The sequence below is a fragment of the Bacillus sp. JJ1474 genome (assembly GCF_036965225.1).
Classification (GTDB): domain Bacteria; phylum Bacillota; class Bacilli; order Bacillales; family Cytobacillaceae; genus Cytobacillus.
The window spans coordinates 1-23,836 of sequence record NZ_JBALPC010000072.1 but is presented as its reverse complement, the minus strand read 5'-3'; the positions used below and the strand labels follow the sequence as shown (position 1 = coordinate 23,836).

Below are 23,836 nucleotides of genomic sequence, written 5' to 3'. Positions count from 1 at the left end.
AAGGGACTGGCAAGAAAGGAACGGGTAAAAAAGGGACCGGCCATAACTGTTAAATATTTCTTGACTAGCAAGATTAAAAATCATTACCCGTGGTGATTTCTGTAGGGTCTTTTTCACGAAAATGTTATTTATTCATTTATTCGCTCTTTTGTCCATTGGTGGTACTGTGTACCTCGGTGGGAGCGAACACGATAGCCAATAGCGATAATCATTTCAATGTTATAAATTGAAGAAAAAAATTAGGATTCCTAATAAATCAAAACAGGCCTCTGTGTAACAAATGTCCATCAAATCAAATCAGCACCTCCCACAAGTAGTGGAATGGTGCTGTATCTGTTCTCAGAAAAACCGCATTTACTTATGATACTGTTCTACGTGACTATTCTAAGTGCGGAGTCCACATCTTTGGAACCGTCATCCTTTTTTCAATCTCCCCCGAATCACCCCGATAATGGCTGGCAGCACAGAAATGAAGATAATTGCTAAGAGAACCGTTGAAAAGTTGTCTTTGATAATTGGGATATTGCCAAAAAAATAGCCTAAGATCGTACAGATGCCTACCCATACTGCGGCACCAACCACATTATAAATCAAGAAATATCGGTAGTTCATCCTGCTCGCCCCTGCAATAAAAGGAATGAACGTGCGAATAAATGGCATAAACCGGGCGATCACAATTGTTTTTCCTCCATGCTTATTAAAGAAAGCCTCAGCTCTCATCATTTTATCTTGGTTAATCAATCTCCCCATTAAACTTCCATGTGAGATGGTTGTCCCTACTTTACTACCGATATGATAATTGACAGTATCCCCAATTATCGCCGCGAAAAAATAGACAAACAATAGTAAAAAAATGTTAAATGCCCCCATCGCGGCAAGAGCACCACTAGCAAACAATAAAGAATCACCCGGTAAGAAAGGGAAAATTACAATTCCCGTTTCCACAAATACGATTAAAAATACGATTCCATATGACCATCCGCCAAAGTTTTTGATGATTTCAACTAGATGTTCATCAATATGTAGGATGAAATCAATGATATTTTGAATTATTGTCAAATTTGTTCCCACTTTCATAGTTTTCTCATCAGGTAATCTGACTTAGTAATGTAGTCTTTTTCATTTTCACCTATATATGTTATCACAAAACACTTGAACTGCTCATCACTTAACGACTACGAGTTGTTCGAAACGGTAGATTCGAAAGAACACCAATGTATCCTATCTCATTATAAATTTAAAAGCTGTTAGCATGCCTTAGGAATACCATTTTTTCCATTTGTATTATTGATCTGCGACCAACTTACTTCACTTTCTTGTTAGATCCATATACATATAGTTTATTAACGGAAGATCGACAGTTAAAATACGAAATCACTTATAGAATATCTGAGTAAACTGGTTTATGGAGATTATATCCGAACATGCCTACTCCTTCGAAGATTTTTGAATAAAATAAGTTTTTTATTTATACAATAAGATAGGCTTATTATTTCTATTTCTATCTTTATTTAGAAAGGCAGCGGATCATGGATACTGTCATCTATTCATTACTTACCATCGCATACCTAATTCTATTCGCAGTAGTTGTCCTGTTAGCAAAATGGCACAGTTGGGCTGATATTGGAAATGTACTACTGATGGTTATTCTGGCTTTACTCTATGATAATGGGATCCTAGCACTGGGGAAATACATTGGAGAGGGAGACTTACTGAGGGCATTAAACCTAACCCGATACTATTTGCATGCCCTTATCACCCCCTTGCTCGTCCTATTTGCCTGGAATACTTTAGTAAAGGCAAATCTAAAATGGGCAAAAAAAGGCATCGTCCCATGGCTCGCTGTCTTATTGACACTTTGTTTGATTATCATTGAATTCGTTACAGTGGTCAGGGGAATTTCCCTAGAACCTACTATGAAGTATGGTGTCTTAAGCTATAAAAATGTAGGAGCAGGAAACTTTCCTCCCTTCATGATCATTGGTGTCTCTATTGTGTTAGTCGTCACATCAATTATGATCTGGATAAAGCAAAAATGGCCATGGTATTTTATCGGAACCTTGATTATGTGCCTCACACCAATGATCCACTTTTTAAAAACTGATGCCTTACATAATATAGCTGAATTCGTATTAATACTAGCCCTGCTTGCTACAAAGGCTTATCAAGATAAAAAAATATACAGTTGAAGGACTGGGAATGAAAAGTTCCCTCATAAAAAACAATAAAAATCCCAACCTTTGTTTAAAGTTGGGAAAAGTTAAAACTTCATTTACTTATGGTTCGGTTCACCCGCCATTAAACTAGCGGATTTTCAGATTCATATCTCTTGTCTACTTGTAATCATTTTTTGGTCCCTTATCCATTAAAACTTCTACCATATTTGAAGACCCCATCTTAAGTTTAGGCCTACACTCTGAGTTTTGCTTACTATAAAGCTCTAATGGACTAATAATAACTCCATTTGGCGTATTATGAAGTATTCCGGGCACACATGTATAAATTCGATCATTGTTATTTGCATTCTTGGAGGATATGGTAACGGAGGTTCCGCTATGATTATCTATACTCATGGATACCTTGTATCTGTAGAATGAGCCTGTTCCATTTGACTGAGCAGAATAAACCACAGGAACCACTGCGAGGATATCATCCGTTAACCTTAATTTAATTATTTCTGTCTTCGTTGACCAACCGCTTCTCCCAACATCCCCCATATGTTCCACTGCCCCGTTTCCATACCGGTAGAGGGGAGGTGTTCCCTCAGCCCCAAACATCGCTACATCTATCTGCTTACCATCCTTTGTATAGACTAAAGCATAAATATCATAATCTGTCCCAGTCTTCCAAGATACTGTAGCCGTAATCTCGGGTGTTTTCTCAATGATAACTGGCTTTTGGCCTTTTTCGAGACTTACCTTACCCTTTACCTTTTCAAGGCTTATCGTTGACAACGTGTTTTGACTATTATTATTTCCAGGAACAGTTAGGATCTTATCAGGTTCTTTTGGAGTTTGTTTTTGAATAGTTTTAGGTTCGGAAGGCTTGTTTTGCTCATCCGCTTCAACCTCAACACCGTAATTTTTACATAAACCTTCAAGACCAGAATCAAATCCGCGCCATACTGATCTTGCCTTTGTTTGGCCATTCCGTATATATAATTCTAATACTACTATTCCATTTTCATTTTTGAAGCTGGATGGGGTTAATTGGATTCTGTTATCATCGGTACATATCTCTGCCTTTAAATTCTTTACATTTGAAAAACCCTTGCTATTATCCTCAGTAAGCGTAATAGCTATTTTAGTAATACCTGCAGGGACTTTACTCATGTCAAAATTAATTTTATGTACTTTTGTATTACCTACATTCTCAGATGGTATAAGGGTAGCTACACCAGAAGAGCTCGTTGGTTGATTATAAAATATAATTCCGCTATCTCCTTGTACCTTATCTGAATCAGTTAAAAGAAAAGCTGTTAAGGATATATCTATCGAATTAGAAATTTCGTAGCTAACAGTAACATTCCCTTTTGGAGAACTTAAAACAGTGTTTGCTCCCATCTGAAGCAGTTGATTCATTTAAACCAATCCTTTCTTATCTATGCATTGATTACCTAACTCCAATTACGCCCTTAGCGTACAATCACAAAAAGCTGAGATTTACACGGCCTTTAATGGGACATGTTCTTGTCGCCCAGCATCAGTTGTCGTTATTCAAAATTCACCTGAATTCTCACGATTTCTGACCTCGTTCCGATCCGGATCGGCGGACCCCAGAAGCCAAAACCTTCTGTTACAATCGATTGCATGCTTCCTTTCTTAAGATGCCCCCATGCATTCTCATAAATTGAATCCGTAATTAAGTTACCTGGGAAAACTTGGCCATGGTGAGTGTGACCCGACAACATCAAGTCTATACCCGCTTTTTGAGCAATATCCAAGTCATATGGCTGATGGTCAAGCAGAATCACAGGTTTAGAAAGGTCAACCCCCTTCATGATCTGGTTCAATTCCAATCTATCGGGATCTCTGCGGTCTTTTCGCCCAATCAATGTAAGTTGGTCTTTTATTGTGACAGCTTCATCATAAAGTACGTTGATACCACTTCGCTCTATTGTATCAATTAATTCCTTCATCGTACCGTTATGCCGGTCATGGTTACCCAAAGTGGCATATACACCATAGGGGGCATGAAGCTCGGACAAAACCTCATCGATCCCCTGATCCACGAAAGGCTGAATATCATCGTCAATTAGATCTCCTGGCAATAGGATTATATCCGGTTCCATCCCATTGATTTCTTTAACTAGACGTTTCGCATGATCTTTACCAGACAGTAACCCAAAATGCGTATCCGCGGCCATTGCAATAGTTAGTGAATCAAGTGATGATGTACCTTGTTCTATCTGGATTGAAAAAGAACGAACAAGTGGATTATATGCATTATAAGTACCATAAATAAGGAAGGAAATCGTTAGAACCAATATCACTCTTCCTGCCCACTTCTGCGTCCCAGTGCGTGACAAACGAGTTAAGCGCAGCACAATCACAGAAATATGGGCAGCTGGTACTAACAGGAGAAGCAGATAAAAGATGGCCATCCAGTATGCGCCTATCTTGCTGAGAAGTGTAATACCAGAAATACGACCCATAATGAAGGAAGCAGCTGAAATGGCTACTACCATGATGTAAAGTGTTTTAAACCTTCGTGATGATTTTTCCGGACGCAGCCAACGGTATCCACGCCAGCCGATATAATATACCAACCCGACATAGATTAATAGGGCGATGATACCTATAATCATAAACATTTTTCATTCTCCTAATCCACGAATGAGGTAATCCTGAAGTTACCCTAATAAGTAAATAATCTAGTTCTTTCATTTTGATTTATCAAGTAGTATTCAATTTCAGAGTTAATTAACTTTCGCCATTTCTCTCGGAAACGAATAACCTCTTCGGATATAGTTTTCAAGATTAATCCTCCATAAAAATTCCTAATTTAATAGTAACATGAATTAGAAAATGGGGGATATTGTAAATCATACAAAAGATTTTGGCTAGTAATTATGAAAAGGACGATTTCCAAATAAAATAGTAAAAAAACCTTTAATAAATTACAAGCCAAAAAGGACATCGTAGAAGGTAATGTTTTTTCTACTGATGAGGTTTCAGGGATGATTGAGCAGAGAGTCGAATAAAAAACAGGACTGTTTGTCAGCCCTGTCATTAACCAAATTACAATATATTGGGGGTTTTTCAGTTCCCTCGTTCAATAGTAGAATCATCTTCTTTAGATTGCTAAACTCTTTTATATAATGTCCTTACAAAGGGCATTTCGTTCCCTGCTTCTTTTACAATAATGCCTCAGCTTTTTTTGTAGCTTTTAGAAGTTTATCCGTCAATTGAAGCATTAACCTAATTCCTTTTTGACCATATCCAAATTGGTTTAAAGTTCCGATGATATATGCATCCATCACAGGGTGGTAAAACATAAACGAACCGGTAGAGCCGGCATTCCCCCAAGAGTTATACTTTGCTGGCATTAACACAGGAACCGTTTTTATGTTCATCACTCCATACCCATAATCAATTCCTAAAAAGAATTTACCCCAGTCACTTTTCATTTTTTCAAGAGTTTCTTTCTTTAGTATCTGACCATTCACTAATGCTTTCATGAACTTTAACAAGTCACCAGTAGTGGATACGACACCGCCGCCAGCATACAAAATGCTCAGGCTCTCATTATTGGTCATGTCTGTTTGACGAATATAAAACTTCGCTACTTCGTATGGACTCTTTTCTATTGGTTCAGTACGAGAGAAATGGGAGTGTTTCATACCCAGAGGTTCAAAAATGTTCTTTCTCAGCACTTCATGGAAAGGCAACCCTGTGATATTTTCAATAATAAATCCCAATAGATGATATCCCGTATCGGAATAATGGAATCCTCCTCCTGGATGAAAATGGTTTTCCATGTTCTCCTTCGCCCAATTGATCACTTCAAGCGGAGTCCATATTCGATTTGGTTCTTCAACAAGCAAGTCAGGCATTGACTTTCCTGTTACCGGCTTATCCTCTACGAAATCATTTAGGCCAGAGGTATTATTTAATAAATGTTTGATTTTGATTTCGTTTGAATAATCCTTCTCTTTGTAAATATGCAGATTCGTTAATATTTCAGCATCCAAATACTTTGAAATTTTGTCCTCGTATGAACACTGCCCCTGTTCGACTAACTGTCCAAACAATACGGACGTAAACAGTTTACTAATACTAGCAATATAAAATGGTTGTTCGGGGTGGATAGCTTCTTCTCCAGCAGCCATTTTGAAATCAACCCCATGCTTCTCTGAATGAACACGCAAATAAGCATTTTGAATTTTGGGGTCTTTTTCTACTCTTTTCTTGAAAAATTGTTCAATTTCCATTTGCACCTTCGCCTTCTCCATTTCCCCATCTCCCTCTTTTTATGCATCTACTCTTTTTCATTTTTACGTATTCGGGCAGCCATTATGACATTTTTCCCAGAAAATGCTCAGGAAGCATACCATTCATATCCATGACGGAAAGCCCTAATTGAAACACTTGCAATTTAAACAACCTATATTTACAAGACAGTTCAGTATAATTTGAAAACCCCAATGGAAGGAGTGTCGTAAGAGGATATAGGCAACTTAGGTAACCCCTGCCCTATGATGTGCTCTTTAGGAGACCGAAGACGTAAATGTTCGCAAGAAGACTAAAACCTAGACAAGCGAAAAAGTAAAAACAAACTTATCATTAAATGGATAAAAAAATTACCCTAAGCTATGACAAGCCAATAGGGTGATTGACCGCTCTTCAGCGGTCTAAAATAATATAGTTTTATACTAATACTAATCAGTATATAAACAATAAATAGCCTTAAGCGTATTACTTATATAATCTAGTTAGAATATATAAGTACTTAGATTACCGCGCCGACTGTCCCGAACTAATCCCTTCATCAGACTTTTCACATCCTTCCTTGACACTTTTCGTTCCTCTCGTCGCCCATGGAGGTGTCGAGAAAAGCAGTGAGCCCGCGAGCTCGGCGATTCACGCCGAGGCCCGCGGGCTCACTATATTCGGGATGCCTGACGACCCCTACCAGGCCGCAGACGTCATCCCATGGCCAGAGGCCTAACGTTGGGAGTTGTTGTTTCCGTTATTCCCGTTATTTCCTTTATTTCCATTGTTACCATTATTTCCGTTGTTTCCGTTGTTTCCGTTGTTTCCGTTGTTTCCGTTCCCCTTGCTGTTGTCCTTGCTGTGTTTGAAGTTCAACGGGACATCCTTTTCTAACGGAGTGTCTGCTGAGGAACCACCGACATGCACGCGGTACTTTCCGTCAACAGTTGCCCACTGACCGTCAGCCCAATTCGCCAAGTTGTCCGGTTCTTCCGGAATGAAATAGGAGAATGGGTGGTTTGAGTCAGCATGGTTAATACGCAGAGTCATCTGCTTGCTCTCACCAGACTCAAGGTAAACCTTCTCAAAGTTAACAAGGCGCTTAGTCGGCTGCCCTGCCTCGTTTGGTAGGGTCAGATAGACCTGTGCTGCTTCTTTACCGGCAACGTCACCTGTGTTCTTGATCTTGAAGGACACGTCAATACCGGACAACGAGCCTTTACCTTGGACCTTCTTCACTTTAAGGTCATCATATTCGAAAGTAGTGTACGACAAGCCGTAACCAAACGGGAAGACCGGCTTCACGTTGTTTGCCTCGTACCAGCGGTAGCCCATCTCAAGGCCCTCTGTGTACTTGGCAATTAGTTGGTCGGAACCGTTACCGTACGGGCCCGGGCCACCTGGCTTGCCAGTGTCTTGACGGGTTCCAGGGTACTGCTCCTCGGTCGCGAATGCGGCCTCACGCTCAGTGGCACCGAACGTCATCGGCAGCTTGCCGGAAGGATTGACCTTACCGTAGAGCAGGTTAGCGACGGCATTGCCATCCTCCATGCCCGGGAACCACGCAGAAAGGACAGCTGGGACCTCATCCAACCACGGCATGAGCACCGTACCGGAAGTCTTCAGTACCACAGCGGTGTTCTCAGCGTTGGCCTTAAGGACTGCATCGATCATCGGCTCCTGCTCAACCCAGTCCTCTCTGTCCGGGTTCGTGTCGAGGTCGATGGCAGGGAAGCCGAGTGTCTTACGATCCACAGTCTCATGTGGGTTATCGCCGATCATGAGTAGCACGACGTCGGACTCAGCGGCCAGCTTGGCAGCAGCCTCCGGGTCACGGCCATCGTTGTACGTCACTTCGGTGTCGTAGCCAAGTTCTTTGATGACATTCTCTAGGCCCTCCTGTGGAGTGACCGTGTACGGTGTCACGACGTTCTCGTTGTTGTCCCGAACAGAGCGCGGAGACATCTTGGCCTCACCAGCGAACCACTCAACGCCGATCAGAGCGATCGATTTCGGCTCGCCGTCCAGTGGAAGGAAACCGTTGTCGTTCTTCAACAGCACGGACCCTTCCTCAGCTATCTTCAATGCGCTAGCGCCATTAGCCATCGGATCGACGATCTCCGGCAGGAACTTGTCGTAAGGCTCATCCATGTGGCCAAACTGGATCATCTTGATGTAACGCGGACGAAGCAGATTGTCGATGTCGTCCTCGGTCACCTGACCTGAGTCGAGTGCCTCCTGGATCTTCTCTTCAGTGTAGTACTGCGGTGCCCAGTCGAGCTCAACATTCATGCCCGCCTTAATGCCAGCCACCGTGTCGTGAATTGCGCGACGGTCACTCATAACGTAACCATCGAAGCCCCAGTTGTTGCGTAGGGCATCTTGGAGTAATTCAGAGCTGTCACAGGCAAAGGTGCCGTTGACATCCGGGAACGAACACATCACCGAAGCCGGGTCAGCATCCTTAACGGTCATCTCAAATGGCAACATGTAAAGCTCGTTCATGGCCTTTGAGGGAACTTGGACGCCCATCGTCCATCGCTCAGTCTCCTGCTCGTTACCAGCCAAGTGCTTAAGCTGTGCCTGGACCCCCTGGTCCTGGATGGCCTTGACCTGCTCGGTCGCTAAGATACCTGTCAGATATGGGTCCTCACTGAAGTACTCATAATTACGGCCATTGTACGGGTGACGAATGAGATTCATTCCCGGTCCGAGCAACACGTGATGCGCGAAAGCCCGTGTCTCCTCGCCGAGGATTCGGCCAACCTCATAGTTCAGCTCGCGGTCAAATGTCGCTGCCATAGCCGGGGTAGATGGAAGGCCCGTTGCTACCGGGTCATTGCCACACGATCCGCCCTTAACGCCTGTACCACCGTTGGTCATGCGGATTGTGGGGATGCCCAGTTCCTCGATCCCACGGATTTGTCGGCCAGTGTCCTGCCACTCACATCCGGGCAGGGTACCCTGTGGCTCGAATTCGCCGTTCATATACTTGCTAGTACCGCCCCTTTTGATGACGACCGTCTCACCGGTGTCGTTCTCATTGAAGCGCGAGATGGCGATTTGCTGGATCTTCTGTTCCATCGTCATCTCATCGAGAAGCAGCTCGGTGCGCTCTTCAGCAGGGAGCTGGGTGTTCATCCAAGGTTTGGTCCCTTCCGTTCCACCGTTCTCCGCATTAACAGGAATTACTAACGAAGACATAAAGATCGTTGCTGTCAAAAAAATTGAATTAATTCGTTTTATCATCTTAATCTCCTTCACTCTCTATTTGTCTATTAGTATTTAAATAATTCGTTTTATCATCGTATTCTCTCCCTTACTAACCGATTAAGTATATCAGTATAGAGAAAAACTATTACGCTAGTATTAACGGTTAATTACAGATCACTAACAAAAACCACGAGATTAGTAATAATCGTAAAGTCCTGAAAACGTATTAAAACACTGAGAAAATCATTGATATACCAAATAAACAATCAAAATAAATAAATTTAAATGAGCATTATTCTAAATATACTGAAACAGGCTGGAAGAACTTTTTTTATAAAATAAACTTTTTTAATATAATATTTGGGAGTCCAATCGAAGATGGCATGTAATGAATGAAATAAGTATTGCCTCTTATTTGCATGATGGAATTCCCAAGTTCCTATAACCTCATTTACTTATGATAAGGTTCACCTCACCTGTTTAAGCGGCATTTTATTTTTAAAAATACTTTGGGTAAAGAAGCAGGATAATCTTGTATATATGTTAAATGTAAAATTAAGTGGTGAATTACTAGCCGGGAAGCATTTATGTAGAATTGGGGATGAAACAAACATGGGGTTCGTTTTAATGTTCCTGCTTATCTACTTTATTGTAAGGTTAATAGGAATTTATAAAAAAGATATATGGCATTTCTTTAATAAATTTGCCAAAAGGATTCTGACTTGGAGTCGAAGTAAGAGAATCAAGTCATTGTTAACAGAATTAGAGGCTTTGGGATTTTATAAACATGCCGATAATCAACTTGTCGAAGAACTGAAAAAAAGGTCAAATAAAACAGGCTATCTCTTTTGGAATGAAACACAAAGAATGTATAAGTCCGATGCCGAGGATTTAGCTGAAGGGTTCATTGGTCAATTTTTTAAAGAAATTGCACCTTTTCTAATAAAAGAAGGTATTACAATCGAGAGCTACGAACAATCTCATACTGGAGATACTTATGAGATTATTGTTAATCATAAAAGGTTCTTAATTTTGGATGACAAAATCGACAACCATTTAGTTTTATGGGAGTTGGCTACAAATAGAACCTTTTCCGTTGTGAATTTGCTCTTACATGAAGCCGGATCCAATGAAAGGCTATACTCCTTATACGGTGGCAACGATCTCTTTGCCATATTTCTAACCAAAAAAATGTATGAAACAATAAGGAAATCCAAACTTATTAAGAAAACGGAGAAACCTGTGTGGCGCGGGTAAGGTTCTGCTGCCTAATAGGCGGCAAAACCTTAACAGCCGATCATTTTTTTCCTTCTAGCTATAAAAAAACGCCTCTATTTATGATACGGTTCCCCGTAACACATCTAAATAAGATTAAACCTTTTTTAATAAAATGAATAAGGAACAGTACTGATAAAAGTGCTATTACCCTTTTAAACTATTACCAACATTCGGAACCCCCCATCTCTTTTGGGTGTGCGAAAATAAAGGGTAACTGGCAGTTGGCCAAGCCCATAATTATTTGGGTTTTAACTGGAACTACTTATGGGCAAAATAAGGATAATCTCCCTTGTATAACTTCTAAAACTTTTTCTGGCACTTCCCTAGCCTTGATATCCCCACCTAGAAAAAGAAGCCAATTTGTTATTTCAGTCAATTCTTCGGGATTATTAACATTGATAAAGGTCTTTAGAATGGCTGTGGTTTGGTAAGGATTCGTATAGGAAATGGAAATTTTTAAAGGATGGTATTTTTTGAACTGGGCAATCGCCTTTGGACCAAGATCAAGGACAAGGTTAACTACTTCTTCCTCCTTACTTAGTTTTTCTAAAATCTTTTTCTTATTTATTCTTTTTTTCGCAGGGTATGGTTTAACATTGGTGAGATTGTCAACAGGGAAAATCCTCCTCTCTTCATCCTTTAAGTCATAGCCTTCAATCAGCCAAACGCCTTTTTCATGATAAAGGTGCAAGAGATAAATTGAATAAGACTTTGTTATCTTCTCTTCCTTGATTGTAATCAATAAATAGCTATCCAAAAGGAGGATTTGGATGAGTTTTTCTAACATTGGATCGGGTAGGTCCGACAAATCAAGCAGGTCGGGATTATTGGGGTTTGTCCCTTCAAAAAGCAAGATTTGATTTAAAAGAACAAGGTCATCTTGCTGGTTTTCTGAGATGAGGCCAAGTAATTTTTCAGCTAAAGACTGACGACTCTTAAGATAAGGGAGTTGTTGATTTCTTGTGGCCATAAAGGCAATAAAAAGAGCTTTAATCTCATTATCGGTAAAGCGAACAGCGGGAAGGACAGAGTTGTTCATGACAATATAACCCCCATCCCTTCCAACTTCAGCAACAAGCGGCATCCCCATGGCTTCAATTTCTCTGATATCTCTAATAGCGGTCGAACGGGAGATATTAAATTCTCGCATGATTTCAGAAATTGTAAAGCGGGCGCGGTTGTTGATATACCGCATGATAGTATTAATCCGTTCAACTTTTTTCATCGGGATCCCCTAAACAGTATCATTTTTTGACATGATTTAAGGCTATTATAAACTCATCAAGTGAAAAGACAAATCATTTGATTAATATAAATTAAAAAGAAAGAAGGTTTTGCACATGGCAAATTACACTATAGAAGAAAAAGACAGCTTTACCGTTTTAGGCACTGGAACTGAGCTTAAGAGCGACTACAGGGACTATGCAGGTATAAACAAGGAAAAGGCAGACTTTTGGCAGGCCGTCAGCCAAGATGGAAGGCTAGATACTTTAAAAGCGATAGCCACAAACGACTACGTTTTTATCGTGAACGAAGCCGTGAATAACAAGATGATGCATTATGCTGGCGTCATGACAGAGGCAGCGGCACCAGAACTAGGAGAAACTAGAGTTATCCAATTTCCTAAGGGTGAATACTTAGTTGTTAAAGGGGAAGGTAATACTTTAGATGAATTGAGTAATAAAGTTACTGGTATTGCTTTTGGTCAAGCCTTACAAGAAGCAAACAATGTTGCCTATGTTGGTGGACCTAATGCAGCGGTTGTGATGGAGCAGCGAAACGGAGTCTTTTATGGTGAAATGTGGATTCCTGTAGTTAGGAAATAATGAGATAGAAGGAAGGTTGGAAATGCACTATATCGTTGATTTTAAAAATGTGTCTACAATTGGTTTAGAGTCTTCACCTGTAGCAGAAGCGCTCGCTGGTTTACGTGCAAATGAAGCCCGTTACTTTATGAACAAATACAAGCATGAATTTACGGTTGTACCAGCTAGCGAAAGCCAGGAGACCCTTGATTATGTGAACCGAATTTTGAAAGAAGAACGTGATATTGAGTTTGCAGCCAAACCTTTAGAAACATCGCGTTTTCAAGTGGAACATATCAAAATGGCCTACGTCTTTTATGAGGATGGTCTTTCGGTCAACGTCATGTATACGGTTGATGGCTCTAAGAAGCGGGCTGTTGGTTTTAAGCTTTCTGAGGGGATGGAGGTACCACAGGAATTAGAAGGGAATTTTAAGTTTGCTAGGCAGAAGTCTAAACTAGCTGGAACAATTCGAGGCTCGTTTTTTGTAATTAAAGGAGAATATTAAAGTAAGTAAAAGTGCAAGAGAAGGAATTCATCAATCTTTTATCATTGGTCATTCTTTTTCTTCATTTGGATATGAAAATCCTGATTGTATCAAATTTGCTCCAAGAGCAAAAATGACCATTCTTGCAACAAATATCATATAACAAAACAGCACCTCTCTATCATAATAGAAGGTGCTTTTACTTTTTTCACAAAGCCCCATTTACTTATGGTACGGTTCTGCTCACTTTATGAGATGATAAAGCATTGTCTGAGGAAAATCAGAAGGTTATCTTCTTAACCTCCTTCCAATTCATGTGAACCTCTTTTTTTTGTGACCTTACAAGTTGCTTTCTTTCCTCTACTTCTGCTTTGTTAAACAGTTCATTAAAGTTTTTTAAAACTTTTATTACCTCTTCTTTGTCTAGACTATCGTTTTTTCTTGAAATTTATTTCTCATGCTTTATGACACTTCTTCAATCCTATCTATTTCACGTTGTAACCGTCCCTAGCGAGATGCTCCAGAACAGTTTTATTAAACAAAGTTTAGAAAATAGCACGGCTTAGTTTAATGCACGATCGGGCTCTGATAAAAAGCATATCTTATAGAATCATGCAAAAGGAGGTGATAAAATGGTACAAGTTCTTGATTATCAAGCAACCGAGCCTCTAAGCAGTTTTAACCCAGAGAACGCTATTACAATTCCACAAGCTCCTTTTAAACTTCTTTTAGCCTCGATTCAACTAAACATCCCGGCCAATGCTTCAAGAAATAATAAAGTTGAGCTAGTTGCAACCGTGGGTGTGGAAGGAATTACAAATATTGCTCAAATTGTATTTAGAATCTTTCGCAATGGGAAAGAAATCTTTAATACTCAAGATGGAGTGGAATCAGACCCTGAATCAGAGGTAAACTATACCTTTACATTTCAAGCCATTGATTTCAATTTAAAATCTGGCGCCAACTTCTATCAGCTTACTGTTGAGAATATTACCCCCAACACTCAAGCAAACGTTGTCGGACCCGTTTCTTTTAGTGGACTAGCTATAAAAAGCTAACGATGATTGCTCTTTTATGCATCGGGGTCCATGTTTATGCCCAATACAAATTTGTGGTATACATGATTTGTTGATTTATATGAAATAAAGTAAATTATCGTTTTCAAAGCATAAACAAGGTGGAATATCTCTTTGTTTATGCTTTTTTCTTTCCCATATAAAGGTGGGCACGCTAGCCTACAAGACATAGCCCAGCCTTAAAGGTACTTGGCTTCTGACCCTCAGGAGCCTGCCACTAGAGGCTCCATGTAAATACTCTGCATTGGCAATTAATTCTACAAATGAAGAAAAAGAATTCGTCAAAAGAAGGGATTCTCCACCGTTGCTAATCCAGCCCTGAGTTTTCTCTGAAATTCATGAATCTTTTAATATTCAACAACATAGGAATAACTTGGTAATATTTTTTGAATTAGGAATTTTGTGAAAATGGCTGGTTTTCAAGGAAAGGTGATGTGACTATGAATATTTTAGAGGTTCGGAATTTAAAAAAATCCTTCGGTTCCATTCAAGCCGTTAAAGATATTAGCTTTTCTGTAAAAGAAGGAGAGATTTTTACCATCATCGGACCAAATGGGGCAGGAAAAACAACAACACTTGAGATGATTGAAGGCTTGGTTACGCCTGATCATGGAGAAATACAGTTTGGCGAATTGAACTGGAACAAGCACGCAATAACCATTAAAAGAAAAATCGGTGTACAGCCGCAATCTAGTGCCATGTTTGACTTATTGACCCCTGAAGAAAATTTGAATCTATTTGCTTCATTTTACGATAAGGCACGGTCAACTGAGGAAATTCTCAAATTGGTAAATCTGACCGAGCACCGAAAGAATCAAGTCAAGAAACTATCTGGCGGTCAGCGGCAACGACTTGCAATCGGGCTTGCCATGATTAGTGATCCCGAAGTCGTATTTCTTGATGAACCAACAACCGGACTCGATCCCCAGGCACGACGCAATGTTTGGGAGATCATTCTTGAGCTTAAGAAATTAGGGAAAACGACTATTCTCACAACTCATTACATGGAAGAAGCGGAAAAACTAAGCGACAGGGTGTGCATCGTTGACCAGGGGTTGGTCGTAATCTTGGATTCCCCCTCCGCATTAATAGAAAAATTAACAAATGAAAGAGAGGTTCGATTATCCTTCCTTGATGGAGAGAAAGCCGCCCATGATGCAGAGCTTTTTGCAAAAGCTCTTGATTCTGTAACACGGACAGTACGTGAAGACGCCGCACTTAAGCTATGGACCATTAAACCCGAGGATTTACTTTTTGACCTATTTAAATTTACAAAAGACAAGGAATATCAAGTCGAGCAAGTTTCGATTCACGAAATGAGTCTTGAAGATGTCTTTATCGCTTATACCGGTAAGGAGTGGAGGGATTAAGATGAATAATCTCAAGCAATTTAAACAAATGTTCCTTGCTCAATTAAAATTAACATTCCGTGAAAAACAAGCGTGGTTTTGGGGGATCTTTTTTCCAATTATTTTAATGGTCATCTTTATGACGATATTTGGCGGTGGTTCAAATGATGATTTCAGCACGAAAGTTGTTATTGTTAATGAATCTTCAAATGAAACGTCTACTATGATGGCTAAGCAATTACAACAAATTCCTATTATTAAAGCAAGTGGAAATGATTCTGTTAATGAAGATAAAGCAAAAGTTTTAGTAAAAGAGAAGGAAGTTGATGCTGCCATCATTTTGCCAGAATCAGCACAGGCAACATCGATTAAACTGATCGTAAACAAAGAAAATGAACAAAGTGTATCAACCCAAGTCGTTTCGGGTATTCTGGATAAATTTATTCAGCAGGCAAACTTGCAAGCAGTTGGTGCAACCCCAACCTATGAGCAGCAATTTGAAACCATTTCCTCAGGCAGCCAGGAATTAAAGTATACTGATTTTCTCTTAACTGGAATGATTGCTTTATCAATTGCCCAAGGCGGCTTATTCGGAATGGTTGACTTAGTGGATATGCGCAGAAAAGGGTTAATAAAAAGGCTGCGGATGACCCCGGCAAAAATGGGGATCTTTGGTCTTAGTGATATGGTGATGCGCCTGTTATTTAGCATCATTCAAATCATTCTCTTATCCTTAATTGGCGTATTCCTATTCGGGGCTAATTTGTTTATTAATTTCCCTAGTTTACTGCTGGTCATCTTAATCGGAGCCCTCTCCTTCAATGCAATTGGCTATTTTATTTCTTCTTTTAGCAATACAAATGAGGCCTACATGGGAGCAGCAAACATTGTCAGCTTTCTGATGATGTTTGTAAGCGGTATTTTCTTTCCGGTTGAAACAATGCCCGAATGGCTGCATCCTGTTTCAAACATTCTTCCGCTCACCTATTTTGCAGACGGTCTAAGAGACAGTATGGTCTATAATACTTCTATTCTTTCACCCTCTCTTTGGTTTGGTTTTGGAAACATGCTTCTTTGGGGTGGAATTGCCTTTATCATTGGTTCCTTGTTATATAAAAGAAAATCAATTGTGTCAACCAGGTAAAACGATGAAACAAAGGACGGTACTATTACCTCAAATTTATTAATTCTTCTTGGATTATCAAAATTTCGCAAAAAAATCCTGCCCCTAATTTCCAAAGGCCCGACTAGTTCCTATCCGCTAGTCGCGCCTTCGGTTTATATGAAAAATGAGTGAACTTTTTAGAAGAACCCAGCCCTCTTTTTCATGAAGGCTGGGTTCTTTATAGAAGTTATAATAAAAATGACTAGTACTCAACTTTCGCACCGTTGCGTTTTTGTAGGAAACCGCTGGATCACCTCGATCCCATCGGCCACCCTCAGCTTGGCTCCGTCGATGCCATCAACGACATTTTCGACCAATCTGAGGTCCTTCCCGGCATCGATCCTAATGCCATTGGCGGCCTGTCGAATGACGTTGCACTCGATCCTGATGCCTGAAGGGATTCCTTTGCCCCGTCCGTCAGCACCGCGGTCCTCACTGAGCCGGATCGCCCAGAACCCGTCAGTCCCTCCAGTGATGTGATTACCGTGCAACTCTGTGCCTGGCGCATTGCGGACCTCGATGCCAGCCTTCGAACCCTTCCCGGCGGTGATCCTGTTATCCTCGATGAGGGTCTCAGGAGTTCCTAGGATGACGAGGATTCCCTGACGGTTTCCAATCAAATCGTTGGAGTGCACCCAGTTTCCAGGTCCTGAGGCATCGTGCTTGTTCTTGGACCCGCCGGAATTTCCCAGCGCGATGCCCGCCCCCTGCCCGCCGATAACCGTGTTGTCCCGGATCTCGTTCAGATACTCACCCTCGCCGTGCAGGTCGATTGCGTCGAGGTGGCTGCCGGTGATAGTGTTCTCCGCCACGAGATTGTTGTGTGTGGGGAACTGAAGCAGAATGGCGTGCCTCAGATGCCTGCCATTAAAGGTATTACCGATAACGACATTGTGCCGGGAATCATTGGTGGCATCCGGGTCGTGCTGGTCCGCTGAGCCCTCGATAGCGATGCCGTAGCCCTGTCCGCCTGGACCGACAGCAGTTGCCTCACTTACGTAGTTTCCAGAGAGGGTCACTTCACGGCTTGCCTTGACGGAGATCCCGTGGCGCTCGAACCTGCGAATGCCCACGTTTTCCACAAGTACCTGTGAACTAGCCTTCCGTTTGAGGGCTCCGAGGTAAATCCCGTACATCGGGCCGCCACCCGCATTGCCGTTGTCTGGGTCATCTCCGAGGGGACCCTCATGACGGGAGGTAATGGTGAAGTCAGCGATGATGACATCGTGAATGCCCGAGCCACGGATCACCCGGCTGTTATCCTCGCCATCGAGGGAGGTCAGCAGCACAGTCCGTTCCTGGCCCTCACCGCGCAGGTCTACACCACTGCGCAACACGATGTTCGCCGACTTGTCGGCCGGGTCAGTGGAGCGCAGGTCATATGTGCCGGCTGGCAGTACGACCTCGTCACCTGGTTCAGCCGCGTCCAAGGCCGCTCGGATGGCTGCTGCATCGTCTTGTGAGTCCGGATCCGGATCTGCCCCGAAGTCTGTGACGTACAGGGTCCTGCCTGTGGCCGGACCTGGTGTCGGCACCTCGATCGGCGCACCGGACCGGTCTACCAAGCCCGGGACCTGCCAGTCACCGTGCCCGGACGGGGCGGGTTCCACGGCGTCATCGCTCCCAATCGGCCCTTCGGATTCCTCAACGGTACATGCGGTCAAGAGGGCCATCAGGCCAAGGGCCACCCACCACAAATACGCCGGACCTCGCCTGCTTTTTCGAACGGATTCCTTCATAATACTTCTCACGTCCTTCCTTAACTCTTTTCGTCCATTCGTCGCCTATGAAGGTGTCGAGAAAAGCAATGAGCCCGCGGGCCTCGGCTTGATTCACCGAGCCCGCGGGCTCACCACCTTCGAGATGCCTGACAATCCCTGCCGGGTCGCCGATGTCATCCCATGGCCAAGGGCCTATCGATGTGATTTATCTTTGCCTTTGCCCTTGCTCTTGTCCCTGCTGAGTTTGAAGTTCAACGGGACGTCCTTTTTTAACGGGGTGTCTGCTGAGGAACCGCCGACATGTACACCGTACTTTCCGTCAGCGGTAACCCACTTGCCATCAGCCCAGTTCGCAAGGTTGTCCGGTTCTTTCGGAATGAAGTAGGAGAACGGGTGATTGGAGTCAGCCTGATTAATCCGCAAAGTCACTCGCTCGCTCTTACCAGGCTCAAGGTAAACCTTTTCGAAGTTGACGAGTCGCTTGGCTGGCTGTCCCGCCTCCTCTGGCAGGGTCAAATAGACCTGGGCGGTTTCTTTGCCGGCAACGCCACCCGTGTTCGTGACGGTAAAGGACACGTCAATACCAGACAACGCACCTCCTGGGCCACCTCCTTCACCGCGAACCCTCTTCACCTTGAGGTTGGCATACTTAAAGGTCGTGTACGACAGGCCGTACCCAAATGGGAAGACAGGCTTCACGTTGTTGGCCTCGTACCAGCGGTAGCCCATCTTATGGCCCTCTGTATACTGGGCAATTAGCTGGTCGGAACCATCACCGTACGGGCCAGGGCCTCCTGGCTTGCCAGTGTCTTGACGGGTTCCAGGGAACTGCTTCTCGGTCGCGAAGGCGGCCTCACGATCAGTGGCACCGAACGTCATAGGCAACTTGCCGGACGGATTGACCTTACCATAGAGCAGATTGGCGACGGCATTGCCATCCTCCATTCCCGGATACCAAGCCTCAAGCACTGCAGGGACCTTATCCAGCCACGGCATGAGCACCGTACCGGAAGTTTTCAGGACCACAACCGTGTTCTTTGCGTTGGCTTTCAGAACAGCGTCGATCATCGGCTCCTGCTCCACCCAGTCCACTCGATCCGGGTTCTTGTCAAGGTCGATAGCCGGGAAGCCGAGTGTCTCGCGGTCCTTGGTCTCATGCGGGTTGTCGCCGATCATGAGAAGCACGACATCGGACTCAGCGGCAAGCTTAGCAGCAGCCTTCGGGTCACGGCCATCATTGTACGTCACTTTGGTGCCATAGCCCAGCTCCTTGATCACATTCTCTAGGCCCTGTTTTGGTGTGACCGTATAAGAGGTCACGACGTTCTCATTGTCGTCCCGAACGGAGCGCGGGGACATCTTGGCAATACCAGCGAACCACTCGACGCCGATCAGCGCGATTGACTTCGGCTTGCCGTCCAGTGGCAGGAAGCCGTCATTGTTCTTCAATAGCACAGAACCTTCCTCGGCCATCTTCCGCGCGCTAGCGCCGTTGGCCTTCAGGTCGACAATCTCCGGTAGGAACTTGTTGAAAGGCTCATCCATGTGGCCGTACTCAATCATTTTGATATACCGTGGACGAAGTAGATTGTCAATGTCGTTCTCTGTCACCTGACCCGAGTCAAGGGCCTTCTTGATCTTCTCTTGAGTGTAGTATTGTGGTGCCCAATCGAGCTCGACATTCGTACCCGCCTTGATGGCAGCGACCGTGTTGTGAATCGCGCGACGGTCACTCATGACCCAACCGTCGAAGCCCCAGTTGCGCCGCAAAGCATCTTGGAGCAATTCAGAACTGTCACAGGCATAAATTCCGTTGACATCCGGGAACGAGCACATCATGGAGGCCGGGTCAGCATTCTTGACGGTCATCTCGAATGGCAGCATGTACAGCTCATTCATGGCCTTTGAGGGAACCTGGACACCCATCGTCCACCGCTCGGTTTCCTGCTCGTTGCCAGCTAGATGCTTGAGTTGGGCCTGGACCCCCTGTTTTTGGATGCCCTTGACCTGCTCGGTCGCCAGGGTACCAGTCAGGTATGGGTCCTCACTGAAGTACTCATAGTTCCGGCCATTATACGGGTGGCGCACGAGGTTCATGCCCGGTCCCAGCATCACATGATGCGCGAAGGCACGTGTCTCCGCGCCGAGGATTCGACCGGCCTCATAGTTCAGCCCTCGGTTGAAGGTCGCGGCCATAGCCAGGGTGGACGGCAGGCCCGTCGCCACTGGGTCATTGCCACACGATCCGCCCTTCACACCCGTACCACCGTTGGTCATGCGGACTGTGGGGATACCCAGTTCCTCGATTCCACGGATCTGCCGGCCGGTGTCCTGCCACTCACACCCGGGCAGGGTACCCTGAGGCGGGAATACGCCGCTCATATACTTGTTACTACCGCCCCTTTTGATGACGACCGTCTCACCTTTGTCGTTCTCATTGAAGCGCGAGATGGCGATTTGCTGGATCTTCTGTTCCATCGTCATCGCGTCAAGAAGCAGCTTGGTGCGCTCCTCAGCAGAGAGCTTGGTGTTCATCCAGGGCTTGGTCCCTTCCGCTCTACCGTTCATCGTATTAATAGGCATTACTAACGTAGACATGAAGATTATTGCTGTCAATAAAATTGGAAACATTCTTTTCATCTTAATATCTCCCTTACATCTAGTTGTCTATTCGAATTGAAATAATTCATTTCATCTTAATATCTCCTTCACATCTAGTTGTTTATTCGTATTAAAATAATTCGTTTTTTAAACTCTCCTTTACTATCTAGTAAGTCCATTATTAGAGAGATATACTATTACGCTAGTATGACTGGTTAATTGCAGAACACCAACAAAAACCAAGAGAATAGCAATGCTCCTAAAGTCCTAAAAAGGTTTTCAAACACTGTAGCAGCAATGATTTCCAGATAAACAATCAAAATAAATTAAATTTAATAAGCATTATGCTTCATTATTCTTACCACAAGTAAATGAAGTTTTTTAATAAATTCAGGGGAAAATAGGAAAAAACAAGTTGGTAGAGGGGCGTCGTATGACGAAAGCAACAGATTTACTTGTTCAGTGCTTAGAAAATAAGGGCGTTGAGTATATTTTTGGCATCATGGGTAAAGAAACCCTTGACCTGATGGATTCATTTCATCAATGTTCATCATGAACAAGGGGCAGCTTTTATGGCAGATGTTTACGGTCGACTAACAAATATCCATTTCTATAACACTAAAAAAGCCTCTATAAAAAGGTTATCCCTCTTTATAGAGGTGTTGAAACTACTCTATTACATTGCCGTTAATCCACCGTCAATGACAAATTCAGAACCTGTAGAATAGCTAGATTCATCCGATGCTAGGAAAAGTACCATATTAGATACTTCTTCTGGTTTTGCTATACGTTGAACTGGAATGTGTTTTGCAAACTCTTTTATTTGTTCTACTGCATCACCTTGTGTAACCATTGGAGTTTCGATTACACCAGGGTGAACAGAGTTAACACGAATTCCTAATCCACCAAGTTGAAGAGCTGCCGCTTTTGTAATTCCACGTACAGCGAATTTTGTATCTGTGTACCCTATCGCACCACCAACAAGTCCATTTATGGACGAAATGTTGATAATTGAACCACTTCCTGCTTTTTGCATTGAAGGGATTACCGCTTTCATTCCTAAGAAGACGGATACTTGGTTAATATCAACTATTTTGCGATATTGTTCTTCTGTCATTTCCATTAGTGGAACACTCATGCTGATCCCAGCGTTGTTTACTAATATGTTGATTGGACCAAATGCTTTTTCAGTCTCAGTAATAACTGTGGCCCAGTCATCTGCACTGGTTGCATCTTGCTTCACAAATTTTACGTTTTCTCCTAATTCATTCGCTAAAGCATTTCCACCTTCTTCATTTAAATCTGTGAAGACTACTTTTGCTCCTTCTTTCGCAAAAAGTCGTACATGAGACGCTCCCATTCCCCGTGCGCCACCAGTAATAACTGCTACCTTATTCTCTAATCGACCCATTAAATTTCCTCCATTCTATTCGGGAATGCTTCCGCCGTAATCATTCCCATAAATGTTTTTTATTACGAAACCACTTCATCATAACTTTATCATGATAAATTAATGATAGTCTAACTATCATTAATCAAATTGTAAACGAATTCTGATATAATTGCAAAACAAATAGATTCCATGTATATCTAAAATAGATTCAAACGAAGGAGATTGTTATGGAGGCTTCCAACAAAACTGGATTAAGAGAAAAAAACAGAAACAAACGTTACCAAGGTATTATAAAAACAGCTGAACGATTATTTGCAGATTCTGGATTAGAAAACGTCAAAATGCAAGTTATCGCTGATGAAGAAGGAATTGGCATCGCTACTTTATTTCGATACTTTCCAAAAAAAGATAAATTAATTGTCGCGGTTGCAACATCGATAATGGAAGAAGAGCTTTATCAATTTCAACGAATTGCCAATGAGCCAAACAATGCGTATGAAAAGTTTAGTAAGATATTTGATTACCTAACGGAGAGTGTTACCCACCCATCCAAAAACTCTACGAAGTTTATTGATGCATTCGAAAATTATGTAGCTATATCAAAGGAGCCATTGGAAGATATCGTTATATATGACGAAGTTAGAGAAGAAATCTATGTCTTGATGTTGGGAATTATGCAAGAAGGAGAACTCGATGGATCGATTCGTAAGGAAATAAATATAAAGGAAACCATGATTTCCCTCATAAACAGCTTTGGTTTATTCGCTCGAAAGTTGGCCCTTATGAAATCAGTTAACTATTACGATGTAGAGGTAAAACCGAAGCGACAATTACAGATTATGAAAGAACTCTACTTATCACATATTAAAGCTTAGAAATCATGAATAATGTCCTATTAAATAAAACAACGACAATTGACCGTTGTGTTAAACGTATTCATGAAGTGAACGATGGCAATTCTGCAAACTTAACAGACTTCACAAACTGGACAGTTTATAAATGCCTTTGTCCAAGAATTTGACATTAGTGATATTAACGATAAAAAATTATATAATAGCCAGCTAAACGATTACATTACAGTTCATGATGATACCGTTCAAAAATTAATCGAATCTTTATCAATTATGAAAACCTGCTTTCATTCTTTAAATCGACAAGAATTTGGGTTAGTTTATCCTGATATTACGATCATTCCTCCTGAATCATTAGCTTTAGATATTGTATTATCAAATAAAGCACTCTGTCTTTTCGATGAAATCTCAGCATTATGTGAAAAAATTCAACTAGCCTCAAAATAAAATAAATATATGATTC

The 23,836-nt window shown here is 42.4% G+C and carries 18 protein-coding genes and 1 pseudogene; 9 read left to right on the top strand and 10 right to left on the bottom strand.

What is annotated here, in order from left to right; translation table 11 throughout:
• Positions 1-128 precede the first annotated feature (128 nt).
• On the bottom strand, positions 129-218 hold the full coding sequence (gene rhuM / locus V7164_RS10625) for a RhuM family protein (RefSeq protein WP_335347412.1): 90 nt from the start codon (positions 216-218) through the stop codon (positions 129-131).
• A gap of 196 nt (positions 219-414) precedes the next feature.
• Complete coding sequence (locus V7164_RS10620) at positions 415-1,059, bottom strand: VTT domain-containing protein (protein ID WP_438824136.1); 645 nt, start codon at positions 1,057-1,059, stop codon at positions 415-417.
• A 470-nt stretch (positions 1,060-1,529) separates the two neighbouring features.
• Here V7164_RS10620 and V7164_RS10615 point away from each other — a divergent pair, with 470 nt between their 5' ends.
• Entirely contained in the window at positions 1,530-2,189 is a 660-nt protein-coding gene (locus tag V7164_RS10615; protein ID WP_335354060.1) for a hypothetical protein, read from the top strand.
• Between the two features lie 144 nt (positions 2,190-2,333).
• Here V7164_RS10615 and V7164_RS10610 read toward each other — a convergent pair whose 3' ends face one another.
• From V7164_RS10610 to V7164_RS10595, 4 genes are all read right to left on the bottom strand, one after another.
• Positions 2,334-3,581: a TerD family protein gene (locus V7164_RS10610; RefSeq protein ID WP_335347409.1), complete on the bottom strand. Its 1,248-nt coding sequence runs from the start codon at positions 3,579-3,581 to the stop codon at positions 2,334-2,336.
• Between the two features lie 131 nt (positions 3,582-3,712).
• Positions 3,713-4,813 (bottom strand): metallophosphoesterase, encoded by a 1,101-nt coding sequence (locus tag V7164_RS10605; RefSeq protein WP_335354059.1) that lies wholly within the window; start codon positions 4,811-4,813, stop codon positions 3,713-3,715.
• A 543-nt stretch (positions 4,814-5,356) separates the two neighbouring features.
• Positions 5,357-6,454, bottom strand: a complete 1,098-nt coding sequence (locus V7164_RS10600; protein ID WP_335354058.1) for a serine hydrolase domain-containing protein — start codon at positions 6,452-6,454, stop codon at positions 5,357-5,359.
• Between the two features lie 712 nt (positions 6,455-7,166).
• Positions 7,167-9,683, bottom strand: a complete 2,517-nt coding sequence (locus tag V7164_RS10595) for a beta-glucosidase (RefSeq protein ID WP_335346057.1) — start codon at positions 9,681-9,683, stop codon at positions 7,167-7,169.
• 504 nt (positions 9,684-10,187) lie between these two features.
• Between V7164_RS10595 and V7164_RS10590 the strand changes: the two genes are divergently transcribed.
• A complete protein-coding gene (locus tag V7164_RS10590) occupies positions 10,188-10,904 on the top strand; it encodes a hypothetical protein (RefSeq protein WP_335346058.1) in 717 nt (238 codons plus the stop codon).
• Positions 10,905-11,187: 283 nt separating this feature from the next.
• Here V7164_RS10590 and V7164_RS10585 read toward each other — a convergent pair whose 3' ends face one another.
• Positions 11,188-12,150 (bottom strand): helix-turn-helix transcriptional regulator, encoded by a 963-nt coding sequence (locus tag V7164_RS10585; RefSeq protein ID WP_335354057.1) that lies wholly within the window; start codon positions 12,148-12,150, stop codon positions 11,188-11,190.
• A gap of 115 nt (positions 12,151-12,265) precedes the next feature.
• Between V7164_RS10585 and V7164_RS10580 the strand changes: the two genes are divergently transcribed.
• The 5 genes from V7164_RS10580 to V7164_RS10560 all read left to right on the top strand — a co-directional run bounded on the left by V7164_RS10580 (position 12,266) and on the right by V7164_RS10560 (position 16,786).
• Positions 12,266-12,751: a GyrI-like domain-containing protein gene (locus tag V7164_RS10580; RefSeq protein ID WP_335346060.1), complete on the top strand. Its 486-nt coding sequence runs from the start codon at positions 12,266-12,268 to the stop codon at positions 12,749-12,751.
• Positions 12,752-12,773: 22 nt separating this feature from the next.
• The gene (locus tag V7164_RS10575; protein WP_335346061.1) at positions 12,774-13,238 is read left to right on the top strand and encodes a phage tail protein; all 465 of its coding nucleotides are present in this window, start codon (positions 12,774-12,776) and stop codon (positions 13,236-13,238) included.
• Positions 13,239-13,849: 611 nt separating this feature from the next.
• The gene (locus tag V7164_RS10570; RefSeq protein ID WP_335346062.1) at positions 13,850-14,275 is read left to right on the top strand and encodes an exosporium protein C; all 426 of its coding nucleotides are present in this window, start codon (positions 13,850-13,852) and stop codon (positions 14,273-14,275) included.
• A 458-nt stretch (positions 14,276-14,733) separates the two neighbouring features.
• Positions 14,734-15,663 (top strand): ABC transporter ATP-binding protein, encoded by a 930-nt coding sequence (locus V7164_RS10565; RefSeq protein WP_335346063.1) that lies wholly within the window; start codon positions 14,734-14,736, stop codon positions 15,661-15,663.
• Position 15,664: 1 nt separating this feature from the next.
• The gene (locus V7164_RS10560) at positions 15,665-16,786 is read left to right on the top strand and encodes an ABC transporter permease (RefSeq protein ID WP_335346064.1); all 1,122 of its coding nucleotides are present in this window, start codon (positions 15,665-15,667) and stop codon (positions 16,784-16,786) included.
• A gap of 230 nt (positions 16,787-17,016) precedes the next feature.
• Here V7164_RS10560 and V7164_RS10555 read toward each other — a convergent pair whose 3' ends face one another.
• Entirely contained in the window at positions 17,017-18,546 is a 1,530-nt protein-coding gene (locus V7164_RS10555) for a right-handed parallel beta-helix repeat-containing protein (RefSeq protein ID WP_335346065.1), read from the bottom strand.
• Positions 18,547-18,720: 174 nt separating this feature from the next.
• Complete coding sequence (locus tag V7164_RS10550) at positions 18,721-21,168, bottom strand: beta-glucosidase (protein ID WP_335346066.1); 2,448 nt, start codon at positions 21,166-21,168, stop codon at positions 18,721-18,723.
• Positions 21,169-21,562: 394 nt separating this feature from the next.
• Here V7164_RS10550 and V7164_RS10545 point away from each other — a divergent pair.
• A pseudogene (locus V7164_RS10545) lies at positions 21,563-21,731 on the top strand (thiamine pyrophosphate-binding protein); the annotation flags it as partial.
• A gap of 74 nt (positions 21,732-21,805) precedes the next feature.
• On the opposite strand, the gene V7164_RS10540 reads toward V7164_RS10545, so the two are convergent.
• Positions 21,806-22,540, bottom strand: coding sequence for a glucose 1-dehydrogenase (locus V7164_RS10540; RefSeq protein WP_335346067.1), 735 nt, complete (start codon positions 22,538-22,540; stop codon positions 21,806-21,808).
• Between the two features lie 209 nt (positions 22,541-22,749).
• On the opposite strand from V7164_RS10540, the gene V7164_RS10535 reads away from it, so the two are divergent.
• Positions 22,750-23,397, top strand: coding sequence for a TetR/AcrR family transcriptional regulator (locus tag V7164_RS10535; protein WP_335346068.1), 648 nt, complete (start codon positions 22,750-22,752; stop codon positions 23,395-23,397).
• The last annotated feature ends 439 nt before the right edge of the window (positions 23,398-23,836 follow it).

Bases quoted from the DNA above. Each gene is read 5' to 3' on its own strand.
- V7164_RS10615 (WP_335354060.1), top strand. From the start codon at position 1,530: ATGGATACTGTCATCTATTCATTACTTACCATCGCATACCTAATTCTA.
- V7164_RS10610 (WP_335347409.1), bottom strand. From the start codon at position 3,581: ATGAATCAACTGCTTCAGATGGGAGCAAACACTGTTTTAAGTTCTCCA.
- V7164_RS10605 (WP_335354059.1), bottom strand. From the start codon at position 4,813: ATGTTTATGATTATAGGTATCATCGCCCTATTAATCTATGTCGGGTTG.
- V7164_RS10600 (WP_335354058.1), bottom strand. From the start codon at position 6,454: ATGGAGAAGGCGAAGGTGCAAATGGAAATTGAACAATTTTTCAAGAAA.
- V7164_RS10595 (WP_335346057.1), bottom strand. From the start codon at position 9,683: ATGATAAAACGAATTAATTCAATTTTTTTGACAGCAACGATCTTTATG.
- V7164_RS10590 (WP_335346058.1), top strand. From the start codon at position 10,188: ATGTTAAATGTAAAATTAAGTGGTGAATTACTAGCCGGGAAGCATTTA.
- V7164_RS10585 (WP_335354057.1), bottom strand. From the start codon at position 12,150: ATGAAAAAAGTTGAACGGATTAATACTATCATGCGGTATATCAACAAC.
- V7164_RS10580 (WP_335346060.1), top strand. From the start codon at position 12,266: ATGGCAAATTACACTATAGAAGAAAAAGACAGCTTTACCGTTTTAGGC.
- V7164_RS10575 (WP_335346061.1), top strand. From the start codon at position 12,774: ATGCACTATATCGTTGATTTTAAAAATGTGTCTACAATTGGTTTAGAG.
- V7164_RS10570 (WP_335346062.1), top strand. From the start codon at position 13,850: ATGGTACAAGTTCTTGATTATCAAGCAACCGAGCCTCTAAGCAGTTTT.
- V7164_RS10565 (WP_335346063.1), top strand. From the start codon at position 14,734: ATGAATATTTTAGAGGTTCGGAATTTAAAAAAATCCTTCGGTTCCATT.
- V7164_RS10560 (WP_335346064.1), top strand. From the start codon at position 15,665: ATGAATAATCTCAAGCAATTTAAACAAATGTTCCTTGCTCAATTAAAA.
- V7164_RS10555 (WP_335346065.1), bottom strand. From the start codon at position 18,546: ATGAAGGAATCCGTTCGAAAAAGCAGGCGAGGTCCGGCGTATTTGTGG.
- V7164_RS10550 (WP_335346066.1), bottom strand. From the start codon at position 21,168: ATGAAAAGAATGTTTCCAATTTTATTGACAGCAATAATCTTCATGTCT.
- V7164_RS10540 (WP_335346067.1), bottom strand. From the start codon at position 22,540: ATGGGTCGATTAGAGAATAAGGTAGCAGTTATTACTGGTGGCGCACGG.
- V7164_RS10535 (WP_335346068.1), top strand. From the start codon at position 22,750: ATGGAGGCTTCCAACAAAACTGGATTAAGAGAAAAAAACAGAAACAAA.